Annotated in this window: 29 protein-coding genes, 1 tRNA gene and 1 pseudogene; all 31 read left to right on the top strand. The window is 56.4% G+C overall.

Annotated elements, in window-relative coordinates; genetic code table 11:
• Positions 1 to 29: 29 nt before the first annotated feature.
• The 31 genes and pseudogenes from tuf (at position 30) to rplF (ending at position 25721) form a co-directional block, all read left to right on the top strand.
• Positions 30 to 1217 carry an elongation factor Tu gene (tuf, locus tag KLP40_RS16380; protein WP_215594919.1) on the top strand — a complete coding sequence of 396 codons (1188 nt, stop codon included), beginning with the start codon at positions 30 to 32 and terminating at the stop codon, positions 1215 to 1217.
• Positions 1218 to 1345: 128 nt separating this feature from the next.
• Positions 1346 to 1419: transfer RNA gene (locus KLP40_RS16385), tRNA-Trp, on the top strand.
• Positions 1420 to 1478: 59 nt separating this feature from the next.
• Entirely contained in the window at positions 1479 to 1673 is a 195-nt protein-coding gene (gene secE, locus KLP40_RS16390; protein WP_215594920.1) for a preprotein translocase subunit SecE, read from the top strand.
• A 21-nt stretch (positions 1674 to 1694) separates the two neighbouring features.
• Positions 1695 to 2261 carry a transcription termination/antitermination protein NusG gene (gene nusG / locus KLP40_RS16395; RefSeq protein WP_215594921.1) on the top strand — a complete coding sequence of 189 codons (567 nt, stop codon included), beginning with the start codon at positions 1695 to 1697 and terminating at the stop codon, positions 2259 to 2261.
• Positions 2262 to 2455: 194 nt separating this feature from the next.
• A complete protein-coding gene (gene rplK, locus KLP40_RS16400) occupies positions 2456 to 2899 on the top strand; it encodes a 50S ribosomal protein L11 (protein WP_119653842.1) in 444 nt (147 codons plus the stop codon).
• 18 nt (positions 2900 to 2917) lie between these two features.
• Positions 2918 to 3610 carry a 50S ribosomal protein L1 gene (gene rplA, locus KLP40_RS16405; RefSeq protein ID WP_215594922.1) on the top strand — a complete coding sequence of 231 codons (693 nt, stop codon included), beginning with the start codon at positions 2918 to 2920 and terminating at the stop codon, positions 3608 to 3610.
• 19 nt (positions 3611 to 3629) lie between these two features.
• A complete protein-coding gene (gene rplJ / locus KLP40_RS16410) occupies positions 3630 to 4184 on the top strand; it encodes a 50S ribosomal protein L10 (RefSeq protein ID WP_215594923.1) in 555 nt (184 codons plus the stop codon).
• A gap of 64 nt (positions 4185 to 4248) precedes the next feature.
• Positions 4249 to 4626: a 50S ribosomal protein L7/L12 gene (gene rplL / locus KLP40_RS16415; RefSeq protein ID WP_215594924.1), complete on the top strand. Its 378-nt coding sequence runs from the start codon at positions 4249 to 4251 to the stop codon at positions 4624 to 4626.
• Between the two features lie 300 nt (positions 4627 to 4926).
• The gene (gene rpoB, locus KLP40_RS16420; RefSeq protein ID WP_215594958.1) at positions 4927 to 8802 is read left to right on the top strand and encodes a DNA-directed RNA polymerase subunit beta; all 3876 of its coding nucleotides are present in this window, start codon (positions 4927 to 4929) and stop codon (positions 8800 to 8802) included.
• 322 nt (positions 8803 to 9124) lie between these two features.
• Positions 9125 to 13474, top strand: a complete 4350-nt coding sequence (gene rpoC / locus KLP40_RS16425; protein ID WP_215594925.1) for a DNA-directed RNA polymerase subunit beta' — start codon at positions 9125 to 9127, stop codon at positions 13472 to 13474.
• A gap of 119 nt (positions 13475 to 13593) precedes the next feature.
• Positions 13594 to 13941, top strand: a complete 348-nt coding sequence (locus KLP40_RS16430) for a DUF3467 domain-containing protein (RefSeq protein ID WP_215594926.1) — start codon at positions 13594 to 13596, stop codon at positions 13939 to 13941.
• Positions 13942 to 14143: 202 nt separating this feature from the next.
• On the top strand, positions 14144 to 14566 hold the full coding sequence (gene rpsL, locus KLP40_RS16435) for a 30S ribosomal protein S12 (RefSeq protein ID WP_019946178.1): 423 nt from the start codon (positions 14144 to 14146) through the stop codon (positions 14564 to 14566).
• Between the two features lie 86 nt (positions 14567 to 14652).
• Positions 14653 to 15120, top strand: coding sequence for a 30S ribosomal protein S7 (gene rpsG, locus KLP40_RS16440; protein ID WP_073281277.1), 468 nt, complete (start codon positions 14653 to 14655; stop codon positions 15118 to 15120).
• Positions 15121 to 15220: 100 nt separating this feature from the next.
• On the top strand, positions 15221 to 17365 hold the full coding sequence (gene fusA, locus KLP40_RS16445) for an elongation factor G (RefSeq protein ID WP_215594927.1): 2145 nt from the start codon (positions 15221 to 15223) through the stop codon (positions 17363 to 17365).
• 21 nt (positions 17366 to 17386) lie between these two features.
• Positions 17387 to 17692, top strand: coding sequence for a 30S ribosomal protein S10 (gene rpsJ, locus KLP40_RS16450; protein WP_059072165.1), 306 nt, complete (start codon positions 17387 to 17389; stop codon positions 17690 to 17692).
• Between the two features lie 296 nt (positions 17693 to 17988).
• Positions 17989 to 18609, top strand: coding sequence for a 50S ribosomal protein L3 (gene rplC / locus KLP40_RS16455; RefSeq protein ID WP_215594928.1), 621 nt, complete (start codon positions 17989 to 17991; stop codon positions 18607 to 18609).
• 9 nt (positions 18610 to 18618) lie between these two features.
• Entirely contained in the window at positions 18619 to 19257 is a 639-nt protein-coding gene (rplD, locus tag KLP40_RS16460) for a 50S ribosomal protein L4 (RefSeq protein ID WP_215594929.1), read from the top strand.
• The gene (gene rplW, locus KLP40_RS16465; protein ID WP_215594930.1) at positions 19257 to 19544 is read left to right on the top strand and encodes a 50S ribosomal protein L23; all 288 of its coding nucleotides are present in this window, start codon (positions 19257 to 19259) and stop codon (positions 19542 to 19544) included. The genes rplD and rplW overlap by 1 nt, the downstream gene beginning before the upstream one ends.
• Positions 19545 to 19584: 40 nt before the next feature.
• Complete coding sequence (gene rplB, locus KLP40_RS16470) at positions 19585 to 20412, top strand: 50S ribosomal protein L2 (protein ID WP_215594931.1); 828 nt, start codon at positions 19585 to 19587, stop codon at positions 20410 to 20412.
• Positions 20413 to 20415: 3 nt separating this feature from the next.
• Positions 20416 to 20694 carry a 30S ribosomal protein S19 gene (rpsS, locus tag KLP40_RS16475; RefSeq protein ID WP_044003251.1) on the top strand — a complete coding sequence of 93 codons (279 nt, stop codon included), beginning with the start codon at positions 20416 to 20418 and terminating at the stop codon, positions 20692 to 20694.
• A gap of 1 nt (position 20695) precedes the next feature.
• A complete protein-coding gene (gene rplV / locus KLP40_RS16480) occupies positions 20696 to 21175 on the top strand; it encodes a 50S ribosomal protein L22 (RefSeq protein ID WP_088462463.1) in 480 nt (159 codons plus the stop codon).
• A 5-nt stretch (positions 21176 to 21180) separates the two neighbouring features.
• Positions 21181 to 22035, top strand: coding sequence for a 30S ribosomal protein S3 (rpsC, locus tag KLP40_RS16485; RefSeq protein WP_215594932.1), 855 nt, complete (start codon positions 21181 to 21183; stop codon positions 22033 to 22035).
• A gap of 39 nt (positions 22036 to 22074) precedes the next feature.
• Positions 22075 to 22500: a 50S ribosomal protein L16 gene (gene rplP / locus KLP40_RS16490; protein WP_088462461.1), complete on the top strand. Its 426-nt coding sequence runs from the start codon at positions 22075 to 22077 to the stop codon at positions 22498 to 22500.
• A gap of 1 nt (position 22501) precedes the next feature.
• Positions 22502 to 22714: a 50S ribosomal protein L29 gene (gene rpmC / locus KLP40_RS16495; RefSeq protein WP_215594933.1), complete on the top strand. Its 213-nt coding sequence runs from the start codon at positions 22502 to 22504 to the stop codon at positions 22712 to 22714.
• Positions 22715 to 22716: 2 nt separating this feature from the next.
• A complete protein-coding gene (gene rpsQ, locus KLP40_RS16500; protein ID WP_215594934.1) occupies positions 22717 to 23007 on the top strand; it encodes a 30S ribosomal protein S17 in 291 nt (96 codons plus the stop codon).
• 1 nt (position 23008) lies between these two features.
• Positions 23009 to 23377, top strand: a complete 369-nt coding sequence (gene rplN / locus KLP40_RS16505) for a 50S ribosomal protein L14 (RefSeq protein ID WP_046246583.1) — start codon at positions 23009 to 23011, stop codon at positions 23375 to 23377.
• A 3-nt stretch (positions 23378 to 23380) separates the two neighbouring features.
• A pseudogene (gene rplX / locus KLP40_RS16510) lies at positions 23381 to 23629 on the top strand (50S ribosomal protein L24); the annotation flags it as partial.
• Positions 23630 to 23656: 27 nt separating this feature from the next.
• Complete coding sequence (gene rplE, locus KLP40_RS16515; protein ID WP_215594936.1) at positions 23657 to 24217, top strand: 50S ribosomal protein L5; 561 nt, start codon at positions 23657 to 23659, stop codon at positions 24215 to 24217.
• Entirely contained in the window at positions 24210 to 24479 is a 270-nt protein-coding gene (rpsN, locus tag KLP40_RS16520; RefSeq protein ID WP_088462455.1) for a 30S ribosomal protein S14, read from the top strand. The genes rplE and rpsN overlap by 8 nt, the downstream gene beginning before the upstream one ends.
• Before the next feature lie 268 nt (positions 24480 to 24747).
• The gene (rpsH, locus tag KLP40_RS16525; protein ID WP_119653822.1) at positions 24748 to 25146 is read left to right on the top strand and encodes a 30S ribosomal protein S8; all 399 of its coding nucleotides are present in this window, start codon (positions 24748 to 24750) and stop codon (positions 25144 to 25146) included.
• A gap of 20 nt (positions 25147 to 25166) precedes the next feature.
• Positions 25167 to 25721: a 50S ribosomal protein L6 gene (gene rplF / locus KLP40_RS16530; RefSeq protein WP_215594937.1), complete on the top strand. Its 555-nt coding sequence runs from the start codon at positions 25167 to 25169 to the stop codon at positions 25719 to 25721.
• Positions 25722 to 25724 lie beyond the last annotated feature (3 nt).

Raw genomic sequence — 25724 nt, forward strand, 5'->3', positions numbered from 1 at the left:
ACCTCAAAATTCCTCTTAATCTCTTTACAATGGCTAAAGAAAATTTTGACCGGTCCAAGCCGCACGTAAACATCGGCACGATTGGTCACGTGGACCACGGCAAGACTACCCTCACTGCCGCCATCACCATGGTTCTGGCGAACAAGGGTCTGGCTGCCAAGCGCGACTTCTCTTCGATCGACAATGCTCCCGAAGAAAAAGAGCGTGGTATCACGATCAACACGTCGCACGTAGAGTACGCTACCGCCAACCGTCACTATGCTCACGTTGACTGCCCCGGTCACGCTGACTACGTGAAGAACATGGTAACGGGTGCTGCCCAGATGGACGGTGCTATCCTCGTGGTAGCTGCTACCGACGGCCCAATGCCCCAGACGCGTGAGCACATCCTGCTCGCTCGCCAGGTAGGTGTTCCCCAGCTGGTGGTGTTCATGAACAAAGTAGACATGGTGGATGACCCCGAGCTCCTCGAGCTGGTGGAAATGGAAATCCGTGAGCTGCTCTCGTTCTACGACTTCGACGGCGACAACATCCCCGTAATTCAGGGCTCGGCTCTGGGTGGCCTGAATGGCGATGCCAACTGGGTTCCCAAGATCGAGGAGCTGATGGACGCTGTTGACTCCTTCATTCCAATTCCTGCTCGTCTGACCGACCTGCCCTTCCTGATGCCCGTAGAGGACGTGTTCTCTATCACCGGCCGTGGAACTGTAGCTACCGGCCGTATCGAGCGTGGTATCATCAACTCGGGTGAGCAGGTTGACATCCTCGGCATGGGTGCCGAAGGTCTGAAGTCGACCGTAACCGGGGTAGAGATGTTCCGCAAGATCCTCGACCGTGGCGAAGCTGGTGACAACGTAGGTCTGCTGCTCCGTGGTATTGAAAAAGAAGCCATCCGTCGTGGTATGGTTATCTGCAAGCCCGGTTCGGTGAAGCCTCACACCAAGTTCAAGGCTGAGGTGTACGTGCTGTCGAAAGAGGAAGGTGGCCGTCACACGCCGTTCTTCAACAACTACCGTCCTCAGTTCTATTTCCGCACCACCGACGTAACCGGCATCATCACGCTGGCCGAGGGTGTAGAAATGGTAATGCCCGGCGACAACGTAACTATCACGGTTGAGCTGATCAACTCGGTAGCTATGGAGAAAGGCCTGCGTTTTGCTATCCGTGAGGGTGGTCGGACGGTAGGTGCCGGTCAGGTAACCGAAATCACCGAGTAGTTTTCCTTGGAAAATTGACTAAATAAGCGAATCCGCTCCCGAAAATTTCGGGAGCGGATTTGTTTTGTTTAAAGAGTTCCATACATTTGCAGTCCCAATCCAGCACCTTGGCTGACGGGGACGCATCCACGGGCGTAGTTCAAGGGTAGAATAGAGGTCTCCAAAACCTTTGATGGGAGTTCGAATCTCTCCGCCCGTGCCACCTAGACTGACGGCTGCTTCGGCAGCCGTCTCTTTAAACACCTAATCGGTGCCACTATCATGAGCAAGCTGAGCAAGTACATCCAGGAGACTTCCGAAGAGATGCGCTACAAAGTGACGTGGCCTTCGCTGGAAGAACTACAGAAGAGCGCTGGTCTGGTGCTGCTGGGTTCGTTACTGTTTGCGGTAGTGGTAGGGGTGATGGATGTGATTTTTAAGGAGGGCCTGGAAGCCTTCTATAATTCGTTCCTTTAATCGGCAGCAGACACGACGACAATGGGCGAATTGAAATGGTACGTAGTCCGCTCGGTTAGCGGACAGGAGAAAAAAGCCAAAACCTACCTGGAAACCGAAATCGGCCGCCACGGGCTGTCGGATCTGGTTCCGCAGGTACTGATTCCGGTGGAGAAGGTGTTCGAGATGCGCAACGGCAAGAAGCGCGTGCGTGAGCGGAACCTGTACCCCGGCTACATCATCATTCACGCCGACCTGACCCACGGCGAGGTAGACCACATCATCACCAGCACGCCTGGTATCATTGGCTTCCTCTCCGATAAAGAAGGCAAGGCGGCCAACCAGAACACTAAACCGGTGCCCCTGCACATTTCGGAAGTCAACCGCATCCTCGGGATTGTGGACGAAGCCGAAGAGCAGACGGCCACGCTGGAAACCCCGTTTGTGGTTGGGGAATTGGTGAAAATCGTGGATGGCGGTTTCGCGGGGATGTCGGGCACGGTGTCCGAAGTATTCGAGGAGCGCAAGAAGCTGAACGTGATTGTGAAAATCTTCGGCCGTAGCACTCCCATGGAGCTCAGCTACACCCAGGTTGAGAAAGAAGTATAATGGTTTATAGTTGATCGTTGTTGGTTTTTGGGCTGTTCTAACCGGACCAAAAACTAACAACGACCAACCAAAAACCAGCCATAAAACGTCATCGGTTATCCGCTCCGGACCGGTGGTGCTTCCACTTTCAGGAGCAATCAAAAAACTGAGGAGGCAGCGTGTTACGATGCTGAATCCGAAGCCTTACAAACCAAATGGCCAAGGAAATTAGAGGTTATCTGAAGCTTCAGATAAAGGGAGGCGCCGCAAACCCTGCGCCGCCGGTTGGACCTGCACTTGGTAGCAAAGGCCTTAACATCATGGAATTCTGCAAGCAGTTCAATGCTCGCACCCAGGATAAGGCCGGCCAAGTTTGTCCTGTACTCATCACCATGTACACCGACAAGTCGTTCGACTTCGTGGTGAAGACCCCCCCCGTGCCGGTTCTGCTCATGGAAGCTGCCAAGCTCCAGAGCGGCTCGAAAGAGCCAAACCGTAACAAGGTTGGGTCGGTATCATGGGACCAGGTTCGCACCATTGCCGAAACCAAAATGCCCGATCTCAACGCCTTCAAGGTGGAGTCGGCCATGAAGCAGGTGGCTGGTACGGCGCGCAGCATGGGCATCACCGTGTCGGGCGCTTCTCCTTTTGCTGAATAATTTAACAACGGAGAAGACATGGCAATTAGCAAAAAACGCAAGGAAGCCCTTGCCAAGCACGACCTGACCGAAGTTCGGAATCTGGTGGAGGCTGCCAAAGTTGTGAAGGACATCACCTACACGAAATTTGACGCCTCGGTCGACATCGACGTTCGTCTGGGCGTTGACCCCCGCAAAGCCGACCAGATGGTACGTGGCGTAGCCACGCTGCCCCACGGCACCGGCAAAACCGTTCGCGTTCTGGCCCTCGTGACGCCCGACAAAGAAGCCGAAGCTACTGCAGCAGGTGCCGATTACGTTGGGCTGGACGACTACATCGCCAAGATCGAGAAAGGCTGGACTGACATCGACGTTATCATCACCATGCCGGCGGTAATGGCCAAAGTGGGTCGTCTGGGCCGTGTGCTCGGTCCCCGCGGTCTGATGCCGAACCCGAAGTCGGGTACGGTAACGACCGACGTTGCCAAAGCGGTGCAGGAAGTGAAGGCTGGTAAAATCGACTTCAAAGTTGACAAAACCGGTATCATTCACTGCTCGGTTGGCAAAGTGTCGTTCGATGACCAGAAACTGGCTGAAAACGCCATCGAAGTAATTCAGACCCTGATTCGTCTGAAGCCTTCGTCGGCCAAAGGCACGTACATCAAGAGCATCACGCTCTCGAGCACGATGTCGCCCGCCGTTCCGGTTGACACCACGGTAACTTCCGCCTAATTTTAATCAACACGACGATATGATCCGGGAAGACAAACAAGCCCTCGTCGACGAGTTGAGCGAGAAGTTCCAATCGCACAACGCGTTCTACATTGCCGATGCATCGGGAATGTCGGTGGCGAAAATCAACGAATTCCGCCGTCTGTGCTTCACCCGCGGCCTGGAGTTCAAAGTGTACAAGAACACGTTCATCCGTAAGGCCCTCGATACCCTCGAAGTGGACACCACGGAGATGGACGCAGCGCTGAAAGGCCAGTCGGGTATCCTGTTCTCGAAAGAGTCGGGTAACGCGCCGGCCAAACTGCTCCAGGAGTTCCACAAAGCCCAGAACTACAGCAAAACTGCCGTAGTACGTCCGGCTCTTAAAGGTGCTTACGTAGATGCCAGCATCTACCTGGGCCACGAGCAACTGAGCACCCTCAGCACGCTGAAAGGCAAGACGGAACTCATCGGTGAAATCATCGGTCTGCTCCAGTCGCCCGCCAAGAACGTTATCTCTGCTCTGTCGAGCGGCGGCAACAAGCTGGCTGGCATCCTCAAAACGCTTTCCGAAAAAGAAGAGGTTGCAGGCTAACCGCTGCTCATCTTTTTCAACTTCAATTTCCTTCAACAACCCCCCTTTTTAACAATCTACAGAAATGGCAGATTTGAAAGCATTCGCCGAGCAGCTCGTTAGCCTGACGGTAAAAGAAGTAAACGAACTGGCTACCATCCTGAAGGATGAGTACGGCATCGAGCCCGCTGCTGCTGCTCCCGTAATGATGGCTGGTGGTGGCGCTGCCGCCGCTGACGCTCCCGAAGAGAAGACTTCGTTCGACGTGATCCTGAAAGCTGCCGGTGGCCAGAAACTGGCTGTTGTGAAGCTGGTGAAAGACCTGACCGGTCTGGGCCTGAAAGAAGCCAAAGAACTGGTTGACGGTGCCCCTAAGGCCCTGAAAGAAGGTGTTGCCAAAGACGAGGCTGAAGGCCTGAAGAAGCAACTGGAAGAAGCCGGCGCTGAAGTAGAGATTAAGTAATTTCTGCTGCCTGCTCTAACAACCAGCAAATTAGGAGAGGCCTGGCAACTAAGCCAGGTCTTTTCCTGTTTGTAGGCAACAACTCACTCGGAAGTCCGTTTACGCGCCGCTTTGCGGCTTTTCGCGGCTACGGACGGGCCAGCGCAAAGTGCTACTAGTATTGCTTTGCGCTTCGGCGTGTCCGAGAAAATCCGATATCATTTGCCAAGCACCGCGCTTTGCACCGTGCCTGGCCTGGATTCTCCAAGTATCCATTTCCTAACCCCACATACATTGGCTACACCGAAAGCACAGACCGGCCTGCAAAAATTGCAGGCAGCTGACGAGCGGATCAACTTCGCCAAGATTAAAAAGGTTATTGAGTACCCGGACTTCCTGGACGTGCAGGTTCGCTCGTTCATGGACTTCTTCCAGCTGGAAACCGCTGCCGAGAACCGGACCGATGAAGGCCTTTTTAAAGTATTTGCCGAGAATTTTCCGATTTCGGACTCGCGCGAAAACTTCGTGCTAACCTTCATGGACTACCATGTTGACCCGCCGAAGTACTCCGTTGACGAGTGCATTGACCGGGGCCTGACCTATTCCGTGCCGCTGAAGGCCAAGCTCCGGCTGGTCTGCAACGATTCGGATAACGAGGACTTCGAAACGATTGAGCAGGAAGTGTTCCTGGGAAATATTCCCTACATGACCGAGAAAGGCTCGTTCGTTATCAACGGCGCCGAGCGCGTTATTGTATCGCAGCTGCACCGCTCGCCGGGCGTGTTCTTTGCCCAGAGCAAGCACACCAACGGCACCAAGCTGTACTCGGCCCGCATTATCCCGTTCAAAGGCTCGTGGATTGAATTCGCCACGGACGTGAACAACGTGATGTACGCCTACATCGACCGGAAGAAGAAATTCCCGGTTACGACGCTGCTGCGCGCCATCGGCTACGGCACCGACAAAGACATCCTCGACCTGTTCGGGCTGTCGGAAGAGGTAAAGGCTGACAAGAAGAACCTCAAGAAAGCCGTTGGCCGCAAGCTGGCTGCCCGGGTGCTGCGCACCTGGACCGAGGACTTCGTGGATGAGGACACCGGCGAAGTGGTGTCGATTGACCGCAACGAGGTGCTCATGGAGCGCGACTCGGAAATTGCGGAAGAGGATATCGACATCATCCTTAACGCCGGCGCCAAGTCGGTGATTCTGCACCGCGAGAACGTGAATATTGCCGACTACGCAATCATTTACAACACGCTGCAGAAGGACAACTCCAACTCGGAGAAGGAAGCCGTGGAGCAAATCTATCGTCAGCTCCGCAACACGGAGGCTCCCGATGAAGAGACGGCCCGCGACATCATCCAAAAGCTGTTTTTCTCGGATAAGCGCTACGACCTCGGGGACGTAGGCCGCTACCGTATCAATAAGAAACTGGGTATCGACACCGGTTGGGACGCCCGCGTCCTGACCAACGAGGACATCGTTCTCATCGTGAAATACCTGATCGGTCTGATCAACTCGAAGGCCATTGTCGATGACATTGACCACTTGAGCAACCGCCGCGTGCGCACCGTGGGTGAGCAGCTGTACTCGCAGTTCGGCGTAGGTCTGGCCCGCATGGCCCGGACCATTAAGGAGCGCATGAACGTGCGCGACAACGAGGACTTCAAACCGGTGGACCTGATTAACGCCCGCACCCTGTCGAGCGTGATTAACTCGTTCTTCGGCACCAACCAGTTGTCGCAGTTTATGGATCAGACCAACCCGCTGGCCGAGGTGACGCACAAGCGTCGCGTATCGGCACTGGGGCCGGGAGGTCTGTCGCGTGAGCGCGCTGGTTTCGAAGTACGGGACGTTCACTACACCCACTACGGCCGCCTTTGCACCATCGAAACGCCGGAAGGACCGAACATCGGTCTAATTTCGTCGCTGTGCGTGCACGCCCGCGTGAACTCGATGGGCTTCATCGAAACGCCCTACCGCACTGCCGTGAACGGCAAAGTGGACATGACGGAGAACGTGAAATACCTGACTGCTGAGGAAGAGGATACCCACCACATTGCCCAGGCCAACGCCCTGATTGATGAGGATGGTAACTTCATCAAGGAGCTGGTGAAAGGCCGCTTCGAAGGTGACTTCCCCGTGGTAGGCCCTGAGGAGTATAGCTACATGGACGTGGCCCCGAACCAGATTGTATCGGTGGCTGCTTCGCTGATTCCGTTCCTGGAGCACGACGACGCCAACCGGGCCCTGATGGGTTCGAACATGCAGCGCCAGGCAGTTCCGCTGCTCAAGGCTGAGGCTCCCATCGTGGGCACCGGCCTCGAAGGCCGCGTAGCTACCGACTCGCGCACCCTCGTGGTAGCTGAAGGCGACGGCGTAATTGACTACGTAGATGCCAACCGTATCGTGGTGAAGTACGACCTGACCCCGGACGAAATCCTGGTAAGCTTCGACGCTGAAAAGATTTCCTACGACCTGATCAAGTTCCGCCGCACCAACCAGGATACCTGCATCAACCTGACGCCACTCGTGAAAACGGGTGAGCGGGTGAGCAAGGGCCAGGTACTGTGCGAAGGCTACGGCACCAACAAAGGCGAGCTGGCCCTGGGCCGGAACATGCAGGTGGCGTTCATGCCGTGGCAGGGTTACAACTTCGAGGATGCTATTGTCATCTCCGAAAAAGTAGTGCGCGACGACATCTTCACCTCGATTCACATTGAGGAGTTCGAGCTGGAAGTGCGCGAAACCAAGCGCGGCGAAGAAGAGCTGACCTCGGAAATTCCGAACGTGAGCGAAGAAGCCGTGCGCAACCTCGACGACAACGGAATTATCCGTCTGGGCGCCGAGGTGAAGGAAGGCGACATCCTGATCGGCAAGATTACGCCCAAGGGCGAAACCGACCCGACTCCGGAAGAGAAGCTGCTCCGCGCCATCTTTGGTGACAAGGCCGGCGACGTGAAAGACGCCTCCCTCAAGGCGCCACCGTCCCTGCAAGGGGTCGTTATCGGCACCAAGCTGTTCTCACGTCCAAAGAAAGACAAAAACCTGCGGGCCAAGTCGAAGAAGGAAGTAGAAGAGCTGAAGGAGTCGTACGCCCGCGAGCTGCGCGGTATCAAAGCCGTAATGGTGGAGAAGCTGACCCAGCTGCTGGAAGGCAAAACCTCCCAGGGCGTGAAGCACAAGTTCGGTGACGAAATCATCACGAAAGGGGTGAAGTTCGGCAAGAAGAACGTGGCCGAGAACCTCTTCCCCGAGAAGAACCCCTACAAGGACGAGAGCAACTACGCCGTGCCCGAGGAGGTGAATATGTTCAAAGACCTCGTGCTGGAAGGCTGGACTGCTGACGCCCGCGTGAACGGCATGGTGCTGGACCTGGTGAAGAACTACGCCAAGAAGCGCAATACCATTACGGCCCGCTTCAAGCGCGACCGGTTCACGCTGGAGGTTGGCGACGAGCTGCCCGCCGGCATCGTGCAGCTGGCCAAAGTGTACATCGCCAAGAAGCGCAAGCTGAAGGTGGGTGACAAGATGGCTGGTCGTCACGGTAACAAAGGCGTTGTGGCCCGCATCGTGCGCGATGAGGACATGCCCTTCCTGCCCGACGGCACCCCGATGGACATCGTGCTCAACCCGCTGGGGGTACCAAGCCGGATGAACATCGGTCAGATCTACGAAACCGTACTCGGCTGGGCCGGTCTGAAAATGGGCCGTACCTACGCCACCCCGATTTTCGACGGAGCAACCGAGGACGAAGTCGCCAAGGAGCTGACCGAAGCCGGTCTGCCCGACTGGGGCCGTGCTTACCTGCACGACGGCCTGACGGGTCAGCGCTTCGACCAGCCGGTAACGGTGGGTGTTATTTACATGCTGAAGCTGGGTCACCTGGTGGATGACAAGATGCACGCCCGTTCTATCGGACCGTACTCCCTCATTACCCAGCAGCCGCTGGGTGGTAAGGCCCAGTTCGGTGGTCAGCGCTTCGGCGAAATGGAAGTGTGGGCGCTGGAGGCCTTCGGTGCTTCCAACGTGCTGCAGGAAATCCTGACCGTGAAGTCGGATGATGTGGTAGGTCGCGCCAAGGCGTACGAAGCCATTGTAAAAGGTGACGTGCTGCCCAAGCCGAATATCCCCGAGTCGTTCAACGTACTCATCCACGAGTTGCGCGGTCTGGCCCTGGAAATCACGCTTGACTAAGGTTTGAAAGTGGTGGCTGCTGGTGCTTCGGGACCGGCAGCCACTTTTCAGGTCTTTGCAAATAGATTCAGTAGTTAACACTATCGGCGTCGTTCCGAGATATGGTCCGAACGGCAAAAACCCGCTAGTGGAAGCTGCTACCCCGCTCAGCATGCTGAGCTGCCCGATTACCAGACCTGGCGAAGACCTACTGCGCGGCGTACCTATCCGACCCGCAGAGCACTTTTCGCAGAGTCGAACTGTTACGTTCTTTCTGACCCGTCTTAAGGCAGGCAGAACCAACGGACAGAAAAAAGCCACCAGCTAACAACAGCTACCCTACATGGCGTTTGCAAAAAACAAGAAACTGGTACAGGACTTCTCGAAAGTTACCATTTCGCTGGCCTCGCCCGAATCCATTCTGGAGCGGTCGAACGGGGAAGTAGTAAAACCCGAGACGATCAACTACCGCACCTACAAGCCCGAGATGGGCGGTCTGTTCTGTGAGCGGATTTTCGGTCCCGTGAAGGACTGGGAATGCCACTGCGGCAAATACAAGCGCATCCGCTACAAGGGCATCATCTGCGACCGGTGCGGCGTGGAGGTGACCGAGAAGAAAGTTCGCCGGGAGCGCATGGGCCACATCGAACTGGTGGTGCCCGTAGCGCACATCTGGTACTTCAAGTCCCTGCCCAATAAAATCGGCTACCTGCTGGGCCTGCCCACCAAGAAGCTTGACCAAATCATTTACTACGAGCGCTACGCCGTAGTGCAGCCGGGCGTTCTGGCTGAGGAAGGCGTGCAGCAACTCGACTTCCTGACCGAGGACGAATACCTCGACATCATCGACAAGCTCCCCCGGGAGAACCAGATGCTGCCGAACGACGACCCGAACAAGTTCATTGCCCGGATGGGTGCCGAGGCGCTGCAAATGCTGCTCGAGCGCATCAACCTCGATGAGCTGAGCTACTCGCTGCGGGATTCCGCCGCCCACGAAACGTCGCAGCAGCGCAAGGCCGAGGCCCTGAAGCGGCTGCGCGTAGTGGAAGCTTTCCGTGACGCTGCTACCCGCGTGGAGAACAAGCCCGAGTGGATGGTTATCCGCATGGTGCCCGTGATTCCGCCGGAGCTGCGCCCCCTCGTTCCGCTCGACGGTGGCCGTTTCGCCACGTCCGACCTGAACGACCTGTACCGTCGCGTGATCATCCGTAACAACCGCCTCAAGCGCCTGATCGAAATCAAGGCGCCCGAAGTGATTCTGCGCAACGAGAAGCGCATGCTGCAGGAAGCTGTAGACTCGCTCTTCGACAACTCGCGCAAGGTGAATGCCGTGCGCGCCGAAGGCAACCGCGCCCTGAAGTCGCTGTCCGACATGCTGAAAGGCAAGCAGGGGCGCTTCCGTCAGAACCTGCTCGGTAAGCGGGTCGACTACTCCGGTCGTTCGGTTATCGTTGTAGGCCCCGAGCTGAAGCTGCACGAGTGCGGTCTGCCCAAGAACATGGCCGCCGAGCTGTTCAAGCCGTTCATCATCCGCAAGCTCATCGAGCGCGGCATCGTGAAAACGGTGAAGTCGGCCAAGAAAATCGTGGACCGCAAGGACGCCGTTGTCTGGGACATCCTGGAAAACGTGCTGAAAGGCCACCCCGTGCTCCTGAACCGGGCTCCTACGCTGCACCGTCTGGGTATCCAGGCGTTCCAGCCCCGCCTCATCGAGGGCAAGGCTATCCAGCTGCACCCCCTCGTTTGTACGGCCTTCAACGCTGACTTTGACGGTGACCAGATGGCTGTGCACGTGCCCCTCGGGCCGGCCGCTATCCTGGAAGCCTCCATGCTCATGCTGGCCTCGCATAACATCCTGAACCCGGCCAACGGCGCGCCCATCGCGGTACCGTCGCAGGACATGGTTCTGGGCCTGTACTACGTAACCAAGGGCAAGCGTACCACGCCCGAGGAAACGATTCAGGGCGAAGGCATGGTGTTCTACTCCGATGAGGAAGTAGTGATTGCCATCAACGAAAACCGCCTCTCCAAGCACGCCTACATCAAGGTGCGCACCCAGATTCGCGACGAGGACGATAACCTCGTGACGAAGATTGTGGAGACTGTGGCTGGCCGCGTGCTGTTCAACCAGCTCGTACCCGCCGAGGTAGGCTTCGTGGATGAGCTGCTCACCAAGAAGAAGCTCCAGCAGATCATTTCGATGGTCTTCAAGCGCACCGGCATGGCCCGCACCGCGCAGTTCCTCGACGACATCAAGACGCTGGGCTTCCAGTCGGCTTACAAAGGTGGTCTGTCGATGGGTCTGGGCGACATCCAGATTCCGAAGGAGAAGGATGAGCTGGTACTGCAGGCGCAGAACGACGTGAAGGCGGTAACCCAGAACTACCAGATGGGTCTGATTACCGACAACGAGCGTTACAACCAGGTTATCGACATCTGGACCCGCATCAACAACCAAATCACTGAAACCCTCATGGGTCGCCTCGAAAAGGAGAACCAGGGCTTCAACTCGATTTACATGATGATGCACTCCGGAGCCCGCGGTTCGCGCGAGCAGATCCGTCAGCTCGGTGGTATGCGGGGTCTGATGGCCAAACCGCAGAAGTCGCTCCAGGGTTCGGTTGGCGAGATTATCGAAAACCCGATTCTGTCCAACTTCAAAGAAGGCCTGGACGTTATCGAGTACTTCATCTCGACCCACGGTGCCCGGAAAGGTCTGGCCGATACCGCCCTGAAAACGGCTGACGCCGGCTACCTGACCCGTCGTCTGGTAGACGTATCGCAGGACGTTATCGTGAACGAGCCCGACTGCGGCACGCTGCGCGGTATCGAAACCTTCGCTCTGAAAGACAACGAGGACATCGTGGAGCCCCTGGCCGAGCGGATCCTGGGTCGCGTAGCCGTTCACGATATCATCGATCCGCTTACGGAGGAAGTTATCCTGACGGCCGGTGACGAAATCACGGAGGAAGTAACCCGCCGCATTGATAACACGAGCATCGAGTCGGTGGAAATCCGCTCGGTACTGACCTGCGAAAGCAAGCGTGGTATCTGCGCCAAGTGCTACGGCCGGAACCTGTCGTCGGGCCGCATGGTCCAGAAAGGGGAAGCTGTTGGCGTAATTGCTGCTCAGTCCATCGGCGAGCCGGGTACCCAGCTCACGCTGCGTACCTTCCACGTAGGTGGTACGGCCTCCAACATTGCCGTAGAAGCCAGCATCCGCGCCAAATTCGCGGGCGTTATCGAGTTCGAAGACATCCGGACCGTGGAAACCGCCAACGCCGATGGCGAGCCGGTGAACGTGGTAATGGGTCGCTCGGGCGAGGTACGTATCGTGGAGAAAGGCACCGGCAAGGTATACATTTCGAACCACGTGCCGTACGGCTCCTTCCTGCTCGTGAAAGAGGGTCAGGAAGTAGAGAAGGGCGACGAACTGAACAACTGGGACCCCTACAACGCCGTTATTCTGGCCGAGTTTGATGGTACCATTCAGTACGACGCCATCACCGAAGGCATCACCTACCGCGAGGAGTCGGACGAACAGACCGGTCACCGCGAGAAAGTGATTATCGAATCGAAGGCCAAGGACCAGAACCCGGCCATCATCGTGCGTCCCGGCAAGAAGGGCGACATGGAAGGTGCGAAGAACTACAGCATCCCCGTGGGCTCCCACCTGAACGTGGAGAACGGCGAAAAAATCAAGGCTGGTCAGATTCTGGCCAAGATTCCGCGTGCCGTGGGCAAAACCCGCGACATTACCGGTGGTCTGCCCCGCGTGACGGAGCTCTTTGAAGCCCGGAACCCCTCGAACCCGGCCGTAGTGGCCGAAATCGACGGCGTGGTAACCTACGGTACCGTGAAGCGTGGTAACCGGGAAATCTTCGTGGAGTCGAAAGACGGCGTCAAGAAGAAGTACATGGTGCCGCTGTCCAAGCACATTCTGGTGCAGGACAACGACTTCATCCGCGCCGGCTCGCCGCTGTCGGATGGGGCCATCACGCCTTCCGATATCCTGAGCATTCAGGGCCCCGGTGCCGTGCAGGAGTACCTCGTGAACGAGATTCAGGAAGTGTACCGCTTGCAGGGTGTGAAAATCAACGATAAGCACATCGAGGTGGTTGTTCGCCAGATGATGCAGAAGGTGGTGATTCTCGACGCTGGTGACACGTCGTTCCTCGAACATCAGGTAATCGACAAGATTATCTTCATGGAAGAGAACGATACCATCATCGACATGAAGGTGGTCACCAACGCCGGGGATTCCAGCAACCTGAAGCCCGGCCAGATTGTAACGGCTCGTCGCCTGCGCGACGAGAACAGCAGCCTGCGCCGCCGCGACCTGCAGCTGGTGGAAGTGCGCGACGCCCAGCCTTCGGTTTCGCGTCCGACCCTCCAGGGTATCACCCAAGCTTCGTTGGGCACCCAGTCGTTCATCTCGGCCGCTTCCTTCCAGGAGACGACCAAGGTGCTGTCGGAAGCCGCCATCCGTGGCAAGGCCGACGAACTGCTGGGCCTCAAGGAGAACGTAATCGTTGGTCACCTCATTCCGGCCGGTACCGGCCTGCGCGAATACACGCGTCAGGTGGTAGGTTCGAAAGAGGAGATGGAAGCCGCTCAGGCGGCTAAGGCCGAGGAAGCCGCTACTCCCGTCAAGCGCGCTTCGCGTGCCAAGCGTGAAGTTTCGGCAGAGTAATCTGCGAAAGTGATTAAATGGAAAAGCCGACCGGAGCAATCCAGTCGGCTTTTTCTTTTTTGGTAGCTTTGATTCCTGCCGCAAACAACGGTGAGTCCCCCTTTTACGTCTTCTCTCCTATGAACCAACCCACCGAACCCCAGAACACCGACGCGGCCCAGCCGCAAGACCCGAACGCCATCAACATTGAGCTGTCGGAAGAAATTGCCGAGGGCGAGTACGCCAACCTGGCCATGATTGCCCATAGCAGCAGCGAGTTCGTGATTGACTTTATCCGGCTGATGCCAGGTCTGCCCAAAGCCAAGGTGAAGTCCCGTATCATCCTCACGCCCGAACACGCCAAGCGTCTGCAGGCGGCGCTGGCCGAGAACATCGAGCGGTTCGAGCAGGCCCACGGCAACATCAAGCCCCAGCAGGATACCCCGGCTTATCCGATGGGCTTCGGCGGTACGATGGGAGAGGCGTAGGCTTACCCCAGCATCATGATGTAATGGCAGCGGCATTTTCCCGGTGGGAGAGTGCCGCTGTTGCTGTCTGAAAGGGCTGGGAGTTACCTCGGGCGAGGTCTAAAACAAACTATCTCAACCGGTTTGCTATTTGCCCACATCTTTTCTACCTTTGCAAGCCTAATTTTTGGGAGAGAACCCTCCTTGACAAAACATTCCGTAAATGCCTACTATCAACCAGTTAGTACGAAAAGGCCGCGAGAAGCTGACGACCAAGTCGAAGTCGCCGGCCCTGGATTCGTGCCCGCAGCGCCGTGGCGTTTGCACCCGTGTGTACACCACCACGCCTAAGAAGCCGAACTCGGCTATGCGTAAGGTAGCCCGCGTGCGCCTCACCAACGGCAAAGAAGTAAACGCCTACATTCCCGGTGAAGGCCACAACCTGCAGGAGCACAGCATCGTGCTGATTCGTGGTGGTCGGGTGAAAGACTTGCCCGGCGTGCGTTACCACATCATCCGCGGTGCCCTCGATACTGCCGGTGTAAACGGCCGTACCCAGCGTCGTTCGAAGTACGGTGCCAAGCGTCCGAAGCCCGGCCAGGCAGCCGCTGCCGGCAAAGGTGCTCCCGCTAAGAAGAAAAAGTAATTGAAGCCGAGTGAGGTAGTGCGAAGTGCTGGATAGCACATGGTTCTTATCCCACTGGCCCGCTACCTCAACTCAATTCTACCTCCATGAGAAAGTCAAAACCAAAGAAGCGCATCCTCCTGCCCGACCCCAAGTACAAGGAGACGCTGGTAACCCGGTTCGTCAACTACATGATGTATGACGGGAAGAAAAACCTGGCCTACACCATTTTCTACGATGCCTGCGAACTAGTTGAGCAGCGCACCAAGGAGAGCGGCGTGGAGATGTGGCGCAAAGCCCTGAACAACGTGATGCCGACCGTAGAAGTAAAGAGCCGCCGCGTAGGTGGTGCTACCTTCCAGGTGCCGATCGAAGTTCGTCCCGACCGTCGTATCGCCGTTGGCTCGAAGTGGCTGATTCAGTACGCTCGTCGTCGTGGTGAGAAAACCATGAAGGACAAGCTGGCCGGCGAAATCATTGCCGCCGCTAAAGGGGAAGGTGCCGCCGTGAAGAAAAAGGACGACACGCACCGGATGGCCGAAGCCAACAAGGCCTTCTCGCACTTCCGTTTCTAAGCAGTGAATGAGCGGATGAGTGAATGAGCGAAAGTTCCTCTTCGGGAATTATTCGTCCGTCTCACTCATTCACCAATTCACTCATTCACTCATTGAACCAATGGCTGTAAATAAGAATCTGCAATACCTCCGGAACATTGGGATTATGGCGCACATCGACGCTGGTAAAACCACCACGTCGGAGCGCATTCTCTACTATACCGGTAAGACCCACAAAATCGGGGAAGTGCACGAAGGTGCCGCCACGATGGACTGGATGGAGCAGGAGCAGGAGCGCGGTATCACCATTACCTCGGCCGCTACTACGACCTTCTGGAACTACCCCACGGACGCCAACGGCGACCCGACGGACGAAACCAAGCAGTACAAAATCAACCTGATTGACACGCCCGGCCACGTAGACTTCACCGTAGAGGTGGAGCGCTCGTTGCGCGTGCTCGACGGTGCCGTGGCCCTGTTCTGCGCCGTATCCGGCGTGGAGCCCCAGTCGGAAACCGTATGGCGTCAGGCTGACAAGTACAAAGTGCCCCGCATCTGCTTCGTCAACAAGATGGACCGCGCCGGTGCTGACTTCTTCAAAGCCGTTAACGAAATCAAGGACAAGCTGGGTGCTAACCCCGTGCCGCTCCAGATTCCGATTGGCGCTGAAGATACCTTCAAAGGCGTAGTTGACCTGCTGACTGGCAAAGCCATCGTGTGGGACGACGCTACCCAAGGCAAAGCCTACCACGAAATCCCGGTTCCCGAGGATCTGGTGGAGACTGTAGCCGAGTGGCGCCAGAAGCTGGTGGAAAGCGTTGCCGAGTATGACGATGCCCTGCTGGAGAAATTCTTCGATGACCCAGACTCCATTACCCGCGAGGAAATGATGGTTGTGATCCGCCAGGCGGTTATCGACATGAAGTTCTCGCCCGTAATGTGCGGCTCGGCCTTCAAGAACAAAGGTGTACAGTCGATGCTGGACGGCGTAATGGCCTACCTGCCTTCGCCCCTGGACATGCCCGCCATCATCGGTACCAACCCCGACACGGAGGAGGAAGTAGAGCGTCATCCCGATAACGACGAGCCCTTCACCGCTCTGGCGTTTAAAATTGCTACTGACCCCTTCGTGGGCCGTCTATGCTTCTTCCGCTGCTACAGCGGTCAGCTCGACGCTGGTTCGTACGTGCACAACAACCGCACGAACAAGAAGGAGCGTATCTCGCGCCTCATGCAGATGCACTCCAACAAGCAAAACCCCATCGAGCGTATCCAGGCCGGCGACATTGCTGCTGGTGTAGGTTTCAAGGACATCAAAACCGGTGATACCCTCACCGATGAGAAGTCCCGCCTCGTTCTGGAATCTATGTCGTTCCCTGAGCCCGTAATCGGTTACGCTATCGAGCCGAAGACCCAGGCTGACGTGGACAAGATGGGTATGGCTATTGCCAAACTCGTGGAAGAAGACCCCACCCTGGTGGTGCAGACGGACCCCGAGACGGGCCAGACTGTACTGAAAGGTATGGGTGAGCTTCACCTCGAAATCATCATCGACCGGATGCGCCGGGAGTTCAAAGTGGAAATCAACCAGGGTGCCCCGATGGTGGCCTACAAGGAGATTCTCACCAAGACTGTTGAGCACCGCGAGACGTACAAGAAGCAGACGGGTGGCCGTGGTAAATTCGGTGACATCGTATTCGAACTCGGTCCGAAACTGACCGATCCGGAGAAACCCGGTCTGGAGTTCGTGAATGACATCACGGGTGGTGTTATTCCTCGCGAATTCATTGCGCCGGTTCAGAAAGGTTTCGAAGAAGCCATGAAGAATGGTCCGCTGGCGGGCTTCCCCATCGAGGGGATGCGCGTACGCCTGTTCTACGGTTCCTTCCACGACGTTGACTCGGACGCCCTGTCGTTCGAACTCGCCGCCCGTGGTGGTTTCCGCGAAGCTGGTAAGCAAGCTGGTCCGAAACTGCTCGAGCCTATCATGGCGGTTGAGGTAGTTTCTCCGGACGAGTATACCGGCTCGGTAACGGGTGACCTGAACCGTCGTCGGGGTATCATGAAAGGGATGGACACGAAAGGTGGTGCCAACGTAATCAAGGCTGACGTTCCGCTGTCGGAGCTCTTCGGCTACGTTACGTCGCTGCGTACTATCTCGTCGGGCCGGGCTTCGGCTTCCCTCACGTTCTCGCACTACGATCAGGTGCCGAACAACCTGGCTGAAGCCATCATTGCCAAGCAAAAGGGTAACGCCATTCGCTAATCCGCTTTCTCATTACTAGACATGAACCAGAAAATTCGCATCAAACTCAAATCCTACGACCACAACTTGGTGGACAAATCGTCGGAGAAGATTGTGAAGGCGGTGAAGGCTACCGGCGCTATCGTAAGCGGCCCTATTCCCCTGCCCACTGAGAAGGAAAAATTCACCGTGCTCCGTTCCCCCCACGTGAACAAGAAGAGCCGGGAGCAATTCCAGCTGTGCACCTACAAGCGTTTGGTGGATATCTATTCGACTTCGTCGAAGACGGTAGATGCCCTCATGAAGCTGGAGCTGCCGAGCGGTGTTGACGTAGAAATCAAAGTCTGAGGACCGGTTTCCGTTAGCTGATTAGCCTGACGCCCCACCAACTCTCCGGAGTTGGTGGGGCGTTTTGCATTGCCGTAAGTCCCGCAGGCTCTGATGTCGGGCGGCGGTTTGCCGGGTGTGGAAGGACAGGAAAGGGGGGAAGATGGACCTATAATTCTGATAGCTAACTACGTGGTTCTGAAAATATTTCAGAGGGGGCTTAGATATTACCGGAACATTTTCCTAGCTTTGCACTCCATTTCCGAAAATGCCACTCGGGCGTTTTCAAGTGTGTCTTTTTCTAAAACCCCAATCGAATGCCTGGCATCATCGGTAAAAAAATCGGTATGACAAGCCTCTTCACTCCGGACGGGAAGAACATTCCCTGCACGCTCATCGAAGCGGGTCCGTGCGTAGTGACGCAGGTTAAGACCATCGAAACGGACGGCTACTCGGCCATCCAACTCGGTTACGGCGAGAAAAAAGCGAAGAACACCACCAAAGCACTGGCTGGTCACTTCGCAAAGGCCGGCACCACCCCCAAGCGCAAACTCGTTGAGTTCCGTCTGGACGAAGTAAGTGAGTTCACCGCCGGCAGCGAAATCAACACGTCCCTCTTCGAGGAAGGTGAGTTCGTTGACGTAGTGGGCACTTCCAAAGGCAAAGGTTTCCAGGGCGTTGTAAAGCGTTACAACTTCGCCGGTGTTGGTGGCCAGACCCACGGCCAGCACAACCGTGGTCGTCACCCCGGTTCTATCGGTGCCTGCTCGTGGCCTTCGCGCGTATTCAAAGGAATGCGCATGGGTGGCCGCATGGGCAACGACCGGGTGAAAGTGCAGAACCTGAAGGTTATGCGCATTGTAGCCGACAAAAACCTCATTGTGGTGAGCGGCTCAATTCCCGGTGCCAAGAACTCTTTCGTGGTCCTGGAAAAATAACCTAGTAAGATGGAACTGTCAGTAATCAACATCAAAGGCGAAGACACCGGCCGTAAGGTTACCCTGTCCGACGCCATCTTCGGCCTCGAGCCGAACGAGCACGTGATGTACCTCGACGTAAAGCAGTACCTGGCCAACCAGCGCCAGGGCACGCACAAGTCGAAGCAGCGCAACGAAGTGCACGGCACCACCAAGAAGCTCAAGAAGCAGAAGGGTACGGGCGGCGCCCGCGCCGGCTCCATGAAGTCGGGTGTGTTCGTAGGTGGCGGCCGGATTTTCGGTCCTCAGCCCCGCGACTACGGCTTCAAGCTCAACAAGAAAACCAAGCGTCTGGCCCGCCTGTCGGCTCTGTCGTCGCTGGCTAAAGACGGCAAGGTATCGGTAGTGGAAAACATTGCCATGACCGCCGTAAAGACCAAGGAATTCGCCGCCATTCTGGCTGGCCTGAAGCTGAACAACGGCAAGAAAACCCTGCTCGTAACTGGCGCGGTTGACAAGAACGTGGTTCTCTCGGCCCGCAACATTCAGCGCGTGAGCGTGGCTACCCCCGTAGCCCTCAATACGCACGATCTGCTGAACACTGACACGCTGCTGCTGTCGGAGGATGGGTTGAGTGCATTGGAACAACTCTATACCACTGCTGAGTAATGAGCATTCTCAAGAAACCCATCGTAACTGAAAAGGCTACGGGCCTCAACGACAAAGGCCAGTACGCCTTTGAAGTGGCTATCGACGCCAACAAGGTTCAGATCAAGAAAGAGATTGAGCAGCTGTACGGCGTGACGGTTCTGGGCATCAGCACCATCCGCACCATCGGCAAAGTGAAATCCAAATTCACGAAGGGCGGCTCCATTTCGGGTCGTCGTCCGCATGGCAAAAAAGCCATCGTGACCGTCAAGGAAGGCGATATCATCGACTTCTACAACGGCTTGTAAGCCTGCTTTCCCGCCAAGAATTTTTTCCTAAGCAAGAGTAATGGCACTCAAAAAACTAAGACCAACATCACCGGGTCAGCGCTTCCGCATCGCCCCGGCCTTCGACGAAATCACGTCGTCGACGCCGGAGAAGTCGCTGTTGGCACCCATGAAAAACTCCGGTGGCCGTAACAATTCGGGTAAAATGTCTAACCGCTACATCGGCGGCGGACATAAAGCCAAGTACCGGATCATCGACTTCAAGCGTGACAAGGCTTCGGTGCCTGCCACGGTGAAGACGATTGAGTACGATCCGAACCGCACCGCGCGCATTGCTTTGCTGCAGTACGCCGATGGTGAGAAGCGCTACATCATTGCTCCCGCCGGTCTGGTGGTAGGCAACGAAGTGGTGTCGGGTTCGGGCGTTGCGCCGGAAGTTGGCAATGCCCTGCCCCTGCGCGAGATTCCCCTGGGTACCATTGTGCACAATATCGAGCTGATGCCCGGTAATGGTGCCGCAATGGCCCGCTCGGCCGGAACCTACGCGCAGCTGGTAGCCCGCGAAGACAAGTACGCCACCCTGAAACTGCCCTCCGGTGAAATGCGCATGGTACTCGTTACCTGCATGGCCACGGTAGGCACCGTTTCCAATGGCGACCACATGAATGTTCGCCTGGGTAAGGCTGGCCGCAACCGTTGGTTGGGTCGTCGTCCGCGCGTTCGTGGTGTTGCTATGAACCCAGTGGATCACCCAATGGGTGGTGGCGAAGGCAAGTCGTCGGGTGGTCACCCACGCAGCCGTAACGGTATCTTCTCGAAAGGTCAGAAGACCCGGAACAAGAACAAGTATTCCGAGCAGCTCATCGTTAACCGTAAAGGCAAGAAGTAAGCAATGGCACGTTCACTAAAAAAAGGGCCGTACATTGACTTCCGGCTCGAGAAGAAAGTAACGGCAATGGATGAGTCCGGCAAAAAGTCGGTGGTGAAGACCTGGTCTCGCCGCTCGATGATTTCGCCCGATTTCGTTGGCCACACCTTCGCCGTGCACAACGGCAATAAGTTCATCCCGGTGTATGTAACGGAGAACATGGTAGGACACAAACTCGGTGAGTTTGCCCCCACCCGGAACTTCCGCGGCCATATCGCCAAGAAAGATAAAGGCAAGCGCTAATATGGAAGCAGTAGCTAAACTCCGGAACGTGCCCACCTCGCCGCGCAAAATGCGCTTGGTGGCCAACCTGGTCCGCGGTCAGAAAGTGACCCGGGCATTGGGCCTGCTGAAATTTGAGGCCAATTCGGGTGCTCCTAAAATCGAGAAACTGCTCCTGTCGGCTCTGGCCAACTGGCAGCAGAAGAACGAGGACGAGCGCATCGAGGATGCTAACCTCTACATCAAAGAGATTTTCGTCGATGAAGGCCGCATGCTGAAGCGTCTGCGCCCCGCCCCCCAGGGTCGTGGCCACCGCATCCGCAAGCGGAGCAACCACGTGACGCTGATCATCGACTCGAAAGTAGAACCGCTGGGCAGCAAAGCTGCCGCCAAGCAGGCTGCTGAGACCAAAGGCACCGAGGCTACGGCCGAAGCCAAGCCCAAGGCCGCGCGTCGGAGCTCGAAGAAATCAACTGAAACCAAGGCAGAAGCCACCGCATAAGCACTATGGGACAGAAAGTAAATCCGGTTGGCTTCCGTCTGGGCGTCATTAAAGGATGGGACTCGAACTGGTACGGCGGCAAGGACTTTGCCGACAAACTGGTGGAGGACGAGAAAATCCGCAAATACATCAACGCTCGTATCCCGAAGGGTGGCATCAGCCGCATCGTGATTGAGCGCACGCTCAAGCGCGTGACCATCACCATCAACACGGCCCGTCCGGGCGTAGTGATTGGCAAAGGCGGCGCCGAAGTGGACAAGATCAAGGACGAACTGAAGCAGATTACCGGCAAGGACGTTCAGATCAATATCTTCGAGATTAAGCGCCCCGAGCTGGACGCGAAACTGGTTGGCGAAAGCATTGCGCAGCAGCTCCAGGCTCGTATCTCCTTCCGTCGGGCCATGAAGATGTCGATTCAGGCCGCTATGCGTGTTGGTGCCGAAGGCATCAAGATCCAGTGCGGTGGTCGTTTGGGTGGGGCTGAGATTGCTCGTTCCGAGCAGTACAAAGAAGGCCGCACTCCCCTGCACACGCTGCGGGCTGACATTGACTATGCCCTCTCGGAAGCCCAGACGGTGTATGGCAAAATCGGCATCAAGGTGTGGGTAATGCGTGGCGAAGTGTTCGGCAAGCCGGACCTCTCGCCTAACCAGCAGCCCGCTGGCACGCAGGGTGGCGACAGCCGCAACGACCGTGGCCCACGCAGTGAGCGTGGCCCGCGCCGCGACCGGAACGACCGGGGCGGTGACAGCCGTGGTGGTGACCGGGGCGGCGACAGCCGTGGTGGTCAGCGCCGGGGTCCCGGTGGAGCCGGTGGCCAAGGTGGTCAGAACCGAGGCGGTGGCGCACCGCGCCGCTAGTTCTCTCCCTTTCTCTCGAATTTTAAGACAGTATAACTCATGTTACAACCGAAAAGGACCAAGTATCGCAAGATGCAAAAGGGTCGCATACATGGCTTAGCCCATCGCGGCAGCTCCATCGACTTCGGTTCGTTCGCTATCAAGTCGCTGGAACAGGCTTGGATTACGGCTCGCCAGATTGAGGCAGCTCGTATTGCCATGACCCGCGCCATGAAACGCGAAGGTCAAGTTTGGATCCGCATCTTCCCCGACAAGCCCATTACCAAGAAGCCTGCTGAAGTGCGGATGGGTAAGGGTAAAGGTTCGCCCGAGTACTGGGTAGCCTGCGTGAAGCCCGGCACGATCATGTTTGAATCGGATGGGGTAACGCTGGAAGTGGCTCAGGAGTCACTGCGTCTGGCCGCTCAGAAACTGCCGGTACGGACGTCGTTTGTTGTTCGTCGTGACTACGTAGATAACAAGTAAGATGAAGAACGCCGAAATCCGTAACCTCTCCCTGGAGGACCTCAAAAATCAATTGAAGACCGAGCAGACCTCGGGCCAGACCATGCGCTTCGCGCACGCCATCTCGCCGCTGGAAAACCCGCTCCGTCTCAAGCAAGCCCGCAAAAATGTCGCCCGTCTGCTGACCGAGTTGAAGCGTCGCGAGAACGAGCAGGCTACTAACACTGCTAACTAACGATGGCAAGCAACGAAGAACAGCAGGCTGCTGCCGCCACTGAGCGGAACCTGCGCAAAGAAATCATCGGCCGCGTTTCCTCCTCCAAAATGGACAAGTCCATCACGGTAGTTGTGGAAAGCAAGATGAAGCACCCTATCTACGGCAAGTTCGTTTCCAAGTCGACCAAGTTCATGGCCCACGACGAGAACAACGAGTGCGGCGAAGGCGATACGGTTCGCATCATGAGCACCCGTCCGCTGAGCAAGAACAAACGCTGGAGATTGGTAGAAATCGTAGAACGCGCCAAGTAAGATGATACAGCAAGAATCCCGTCTGACCGTCGCTGATAACAGCGGCGCCAAAGAAGTTCTCTGCATTCGTGTCCTCGGTGGCACGGGCAAGAAATACGCCAGCGTAGGCGACAAGATTGTAGTAGCCATCAAATCGGCTATTCCTTCCGGCAACGCTAAAAAAGGCACTGTATCGAAAGCAGTTGTCGTTCGCACCAAGAAAGAAGTTCGTCGTAAGGACGGCTCTTACATCCGGTTCGATGACAACGCGGCCGTACTGCTCAACAATAACGACGAGCCCCGCGGTACCCGCATCTTCGGCCCCGTAGCCCGCGAGCTGCGCGAGCGCCAGTTCATGAAGATCGTTTCGCTGGCTCCTGAAGTTCTCTAAGCAATGGCAACGAAAACCAAAGCAACGCCCGCGAAACTGCACGTGAAAACCGGTGACACCGTTCTGGTGATTGCCGGCGACGAGAAGGGTAAAACCGGCACCATTAAGTCGGTGAACCGTTCGACGCAGCGTGTTATCGTGGAAGGCCTGAACCTGGCAACCAAGCACAACAAACCCAGTGCGAAGAACCCCCAGGGCGGCATCACCAAGATCGAGGCCCCGATTCACGTGAGCAACGTGAAGCGTGTGGACTCGGCCAACGCCTAACCGCTCCCGACCATGGCTCGACTCAAAGAAAAATATCAGAAAGAAGTAGTACCCGCGCTCCAGGAGAAATTCCAGTTCAAGAGCATCATGCAGGTACCGCGCATCACCAAGATCTGCATCAACCGCGGCATCGGATCGGCAGTAGCCGATAAGAAGCTGGTGGACAATGGCGTGGACGAACTGACGACCATTACCGGTCAGAAGGCCGTTCCGACCATCGCCAAGCGTTCGGTGTCGAACTTCAAACTGCGTGAAGGTATGCCCATCGGAGCCCGCGTAACCCTGCGTGGCGCTCAGATGTACGAATTCCTGGATCGTCTGCTGACGGTAGCACTGCCCCGCGTACGTGACTTCAAAGGCATCAACGATAAGGGCTTCGACGGCCGCGGTAACTATACCCTGGGCGTAAAAGAGCAAATCATTTTCCCGGAAATCTCGATCGACAAGATCAAGGCTATTGCCGGTATGGACATCACTTTCGTGACGACCGCCGAAAACGATGAGCAAAGCTACGAGCTGCTCAAGGCCTTCGGTATGCCGTTCGCTAACGCCAAGAAACAAAACAATGGCTAAGGAAAGCATGAAAGCACGGGAACGGAAGCGTATCGCTACCGTTGCCCGTTACGCCGAGAAGCGCAAGGCCCTGAAAGAGGCCGGCGACTACGAAGGTCTGGACAAGCTGCCCCGCAATGCGTCGCCCGTACGTCTGCACAACCGCGACAAAATCGATGGCCGTCCTCGTGGTTATATGCGCAAGTTCGGCATCAGCCGGGTGCGTTTCCGCGAAATGGCTCTCGCCGGCAAAATCCCCGGCGTAACCAAGTCGAGCTGGTAAGTTGATCTAGTACAGAGTAGTTAGTATTGAGTAATTAGCTGAAGTTCGGTAGTCCGTTTAGGATTTCTTGCACTTAGCCTTCCTACTCAATACAAACTACTCGCTACTAGAGCAAAATTTGGCAGGTTGCCGAAAGAAACCATTGGCCGAGCCTTAACAAGTCGAGCCGAGTAGTCTTAACCGAAAATTTCGCTGACCCTTTCCGGGCCGGCGAAATTTTCATATCTTTGCGGCTCCCTAAAAATGGGCGCTGCCTTTTCACAATCGAATGAACACAGATCCAATTGCCGACTACCTGACCCGGGTACGCAATGCCATCAAGGCAAACCACCGGGTGGTGGAAATTCCGGCCAGCAACATCAAAAAGGAGATTACGAAGGTGCTCTATAAGAAGGGCTACATTCAGAGCTACCGGTTTGATGATGCCGCCGTACAGGGCACGATTAAAATCGCCCTCAAGTACAACCCCACCACGAAGGTGCCGGCCATCACGAAACTGCAGCGCGTGAGCACGCCTGGTCTGCGTCAGTACGCACACGTGGGCAACATGCCCCGCGTACTCAGCGGCCTGGGTATTGCCATTCTCTCCACGTCGAAGGGCGTGATGACGGAGAAGGAGGCGAAAGCCGAGAATGTGGGCGGCGAAGTGCTGTGCTACGTTTACTAATCTGAAAGGAAAACGAAACTATGTCACGCATTGGTAAACTGCCCATCAGCCTGCCCGACAACGTGCAGATTGAAGTGAGCAACGAAAACAAGGTAACCGTAAAGGGTCCGAAAGGCACGCTGGTGGTTCCCGTTGACCGCGACATCACCGTGGCCACCGAAGACGGCCAGTTGGTGGTAACCCGCCCCACGGAGCAAAAGCGCCACAAAGCCATGCACGGCCTGTACCGTTCCCTGCTCAACAACGCCGTTAGCGGCGTGAGCAACGGACTGGAGGAGAAGCTGGAGCTGGTTGGTGTAGGTTACAAAGCCTCCATAGCTGGTACTACGCTGGAGCTTTCCCTGGGCTACTCGCACAACATCTTCTTGGCTCTGCCAGCTGAGGTTACGGCTACCGCCCTGACGGAGAAAGGTAAAAACCCCATCGTTACCCTCACCAGCATCGATAAGCAGTTGCTGGGCCAGGTAGCTGCAAAGATTCGCTCGTTGCGCAAAGTGGAGCCTTACAAAGGCAAAGGTGTGCGCTTCGTGGGTGAGCAGATTCGTCGTAAGGCTGGTAAAACGGCTTCGAAATAATAA

This window comes from Hymenobacter piscis (genome assembly GCF_018760735.1).
In the GTDB taxonomy this organism is placed as follows: Bacteria; Bacteroidota; Bacteroidia; order Cytophagales; family Hymenobacteraceae; genus Hymenobacter; species Hymenobacter piscis.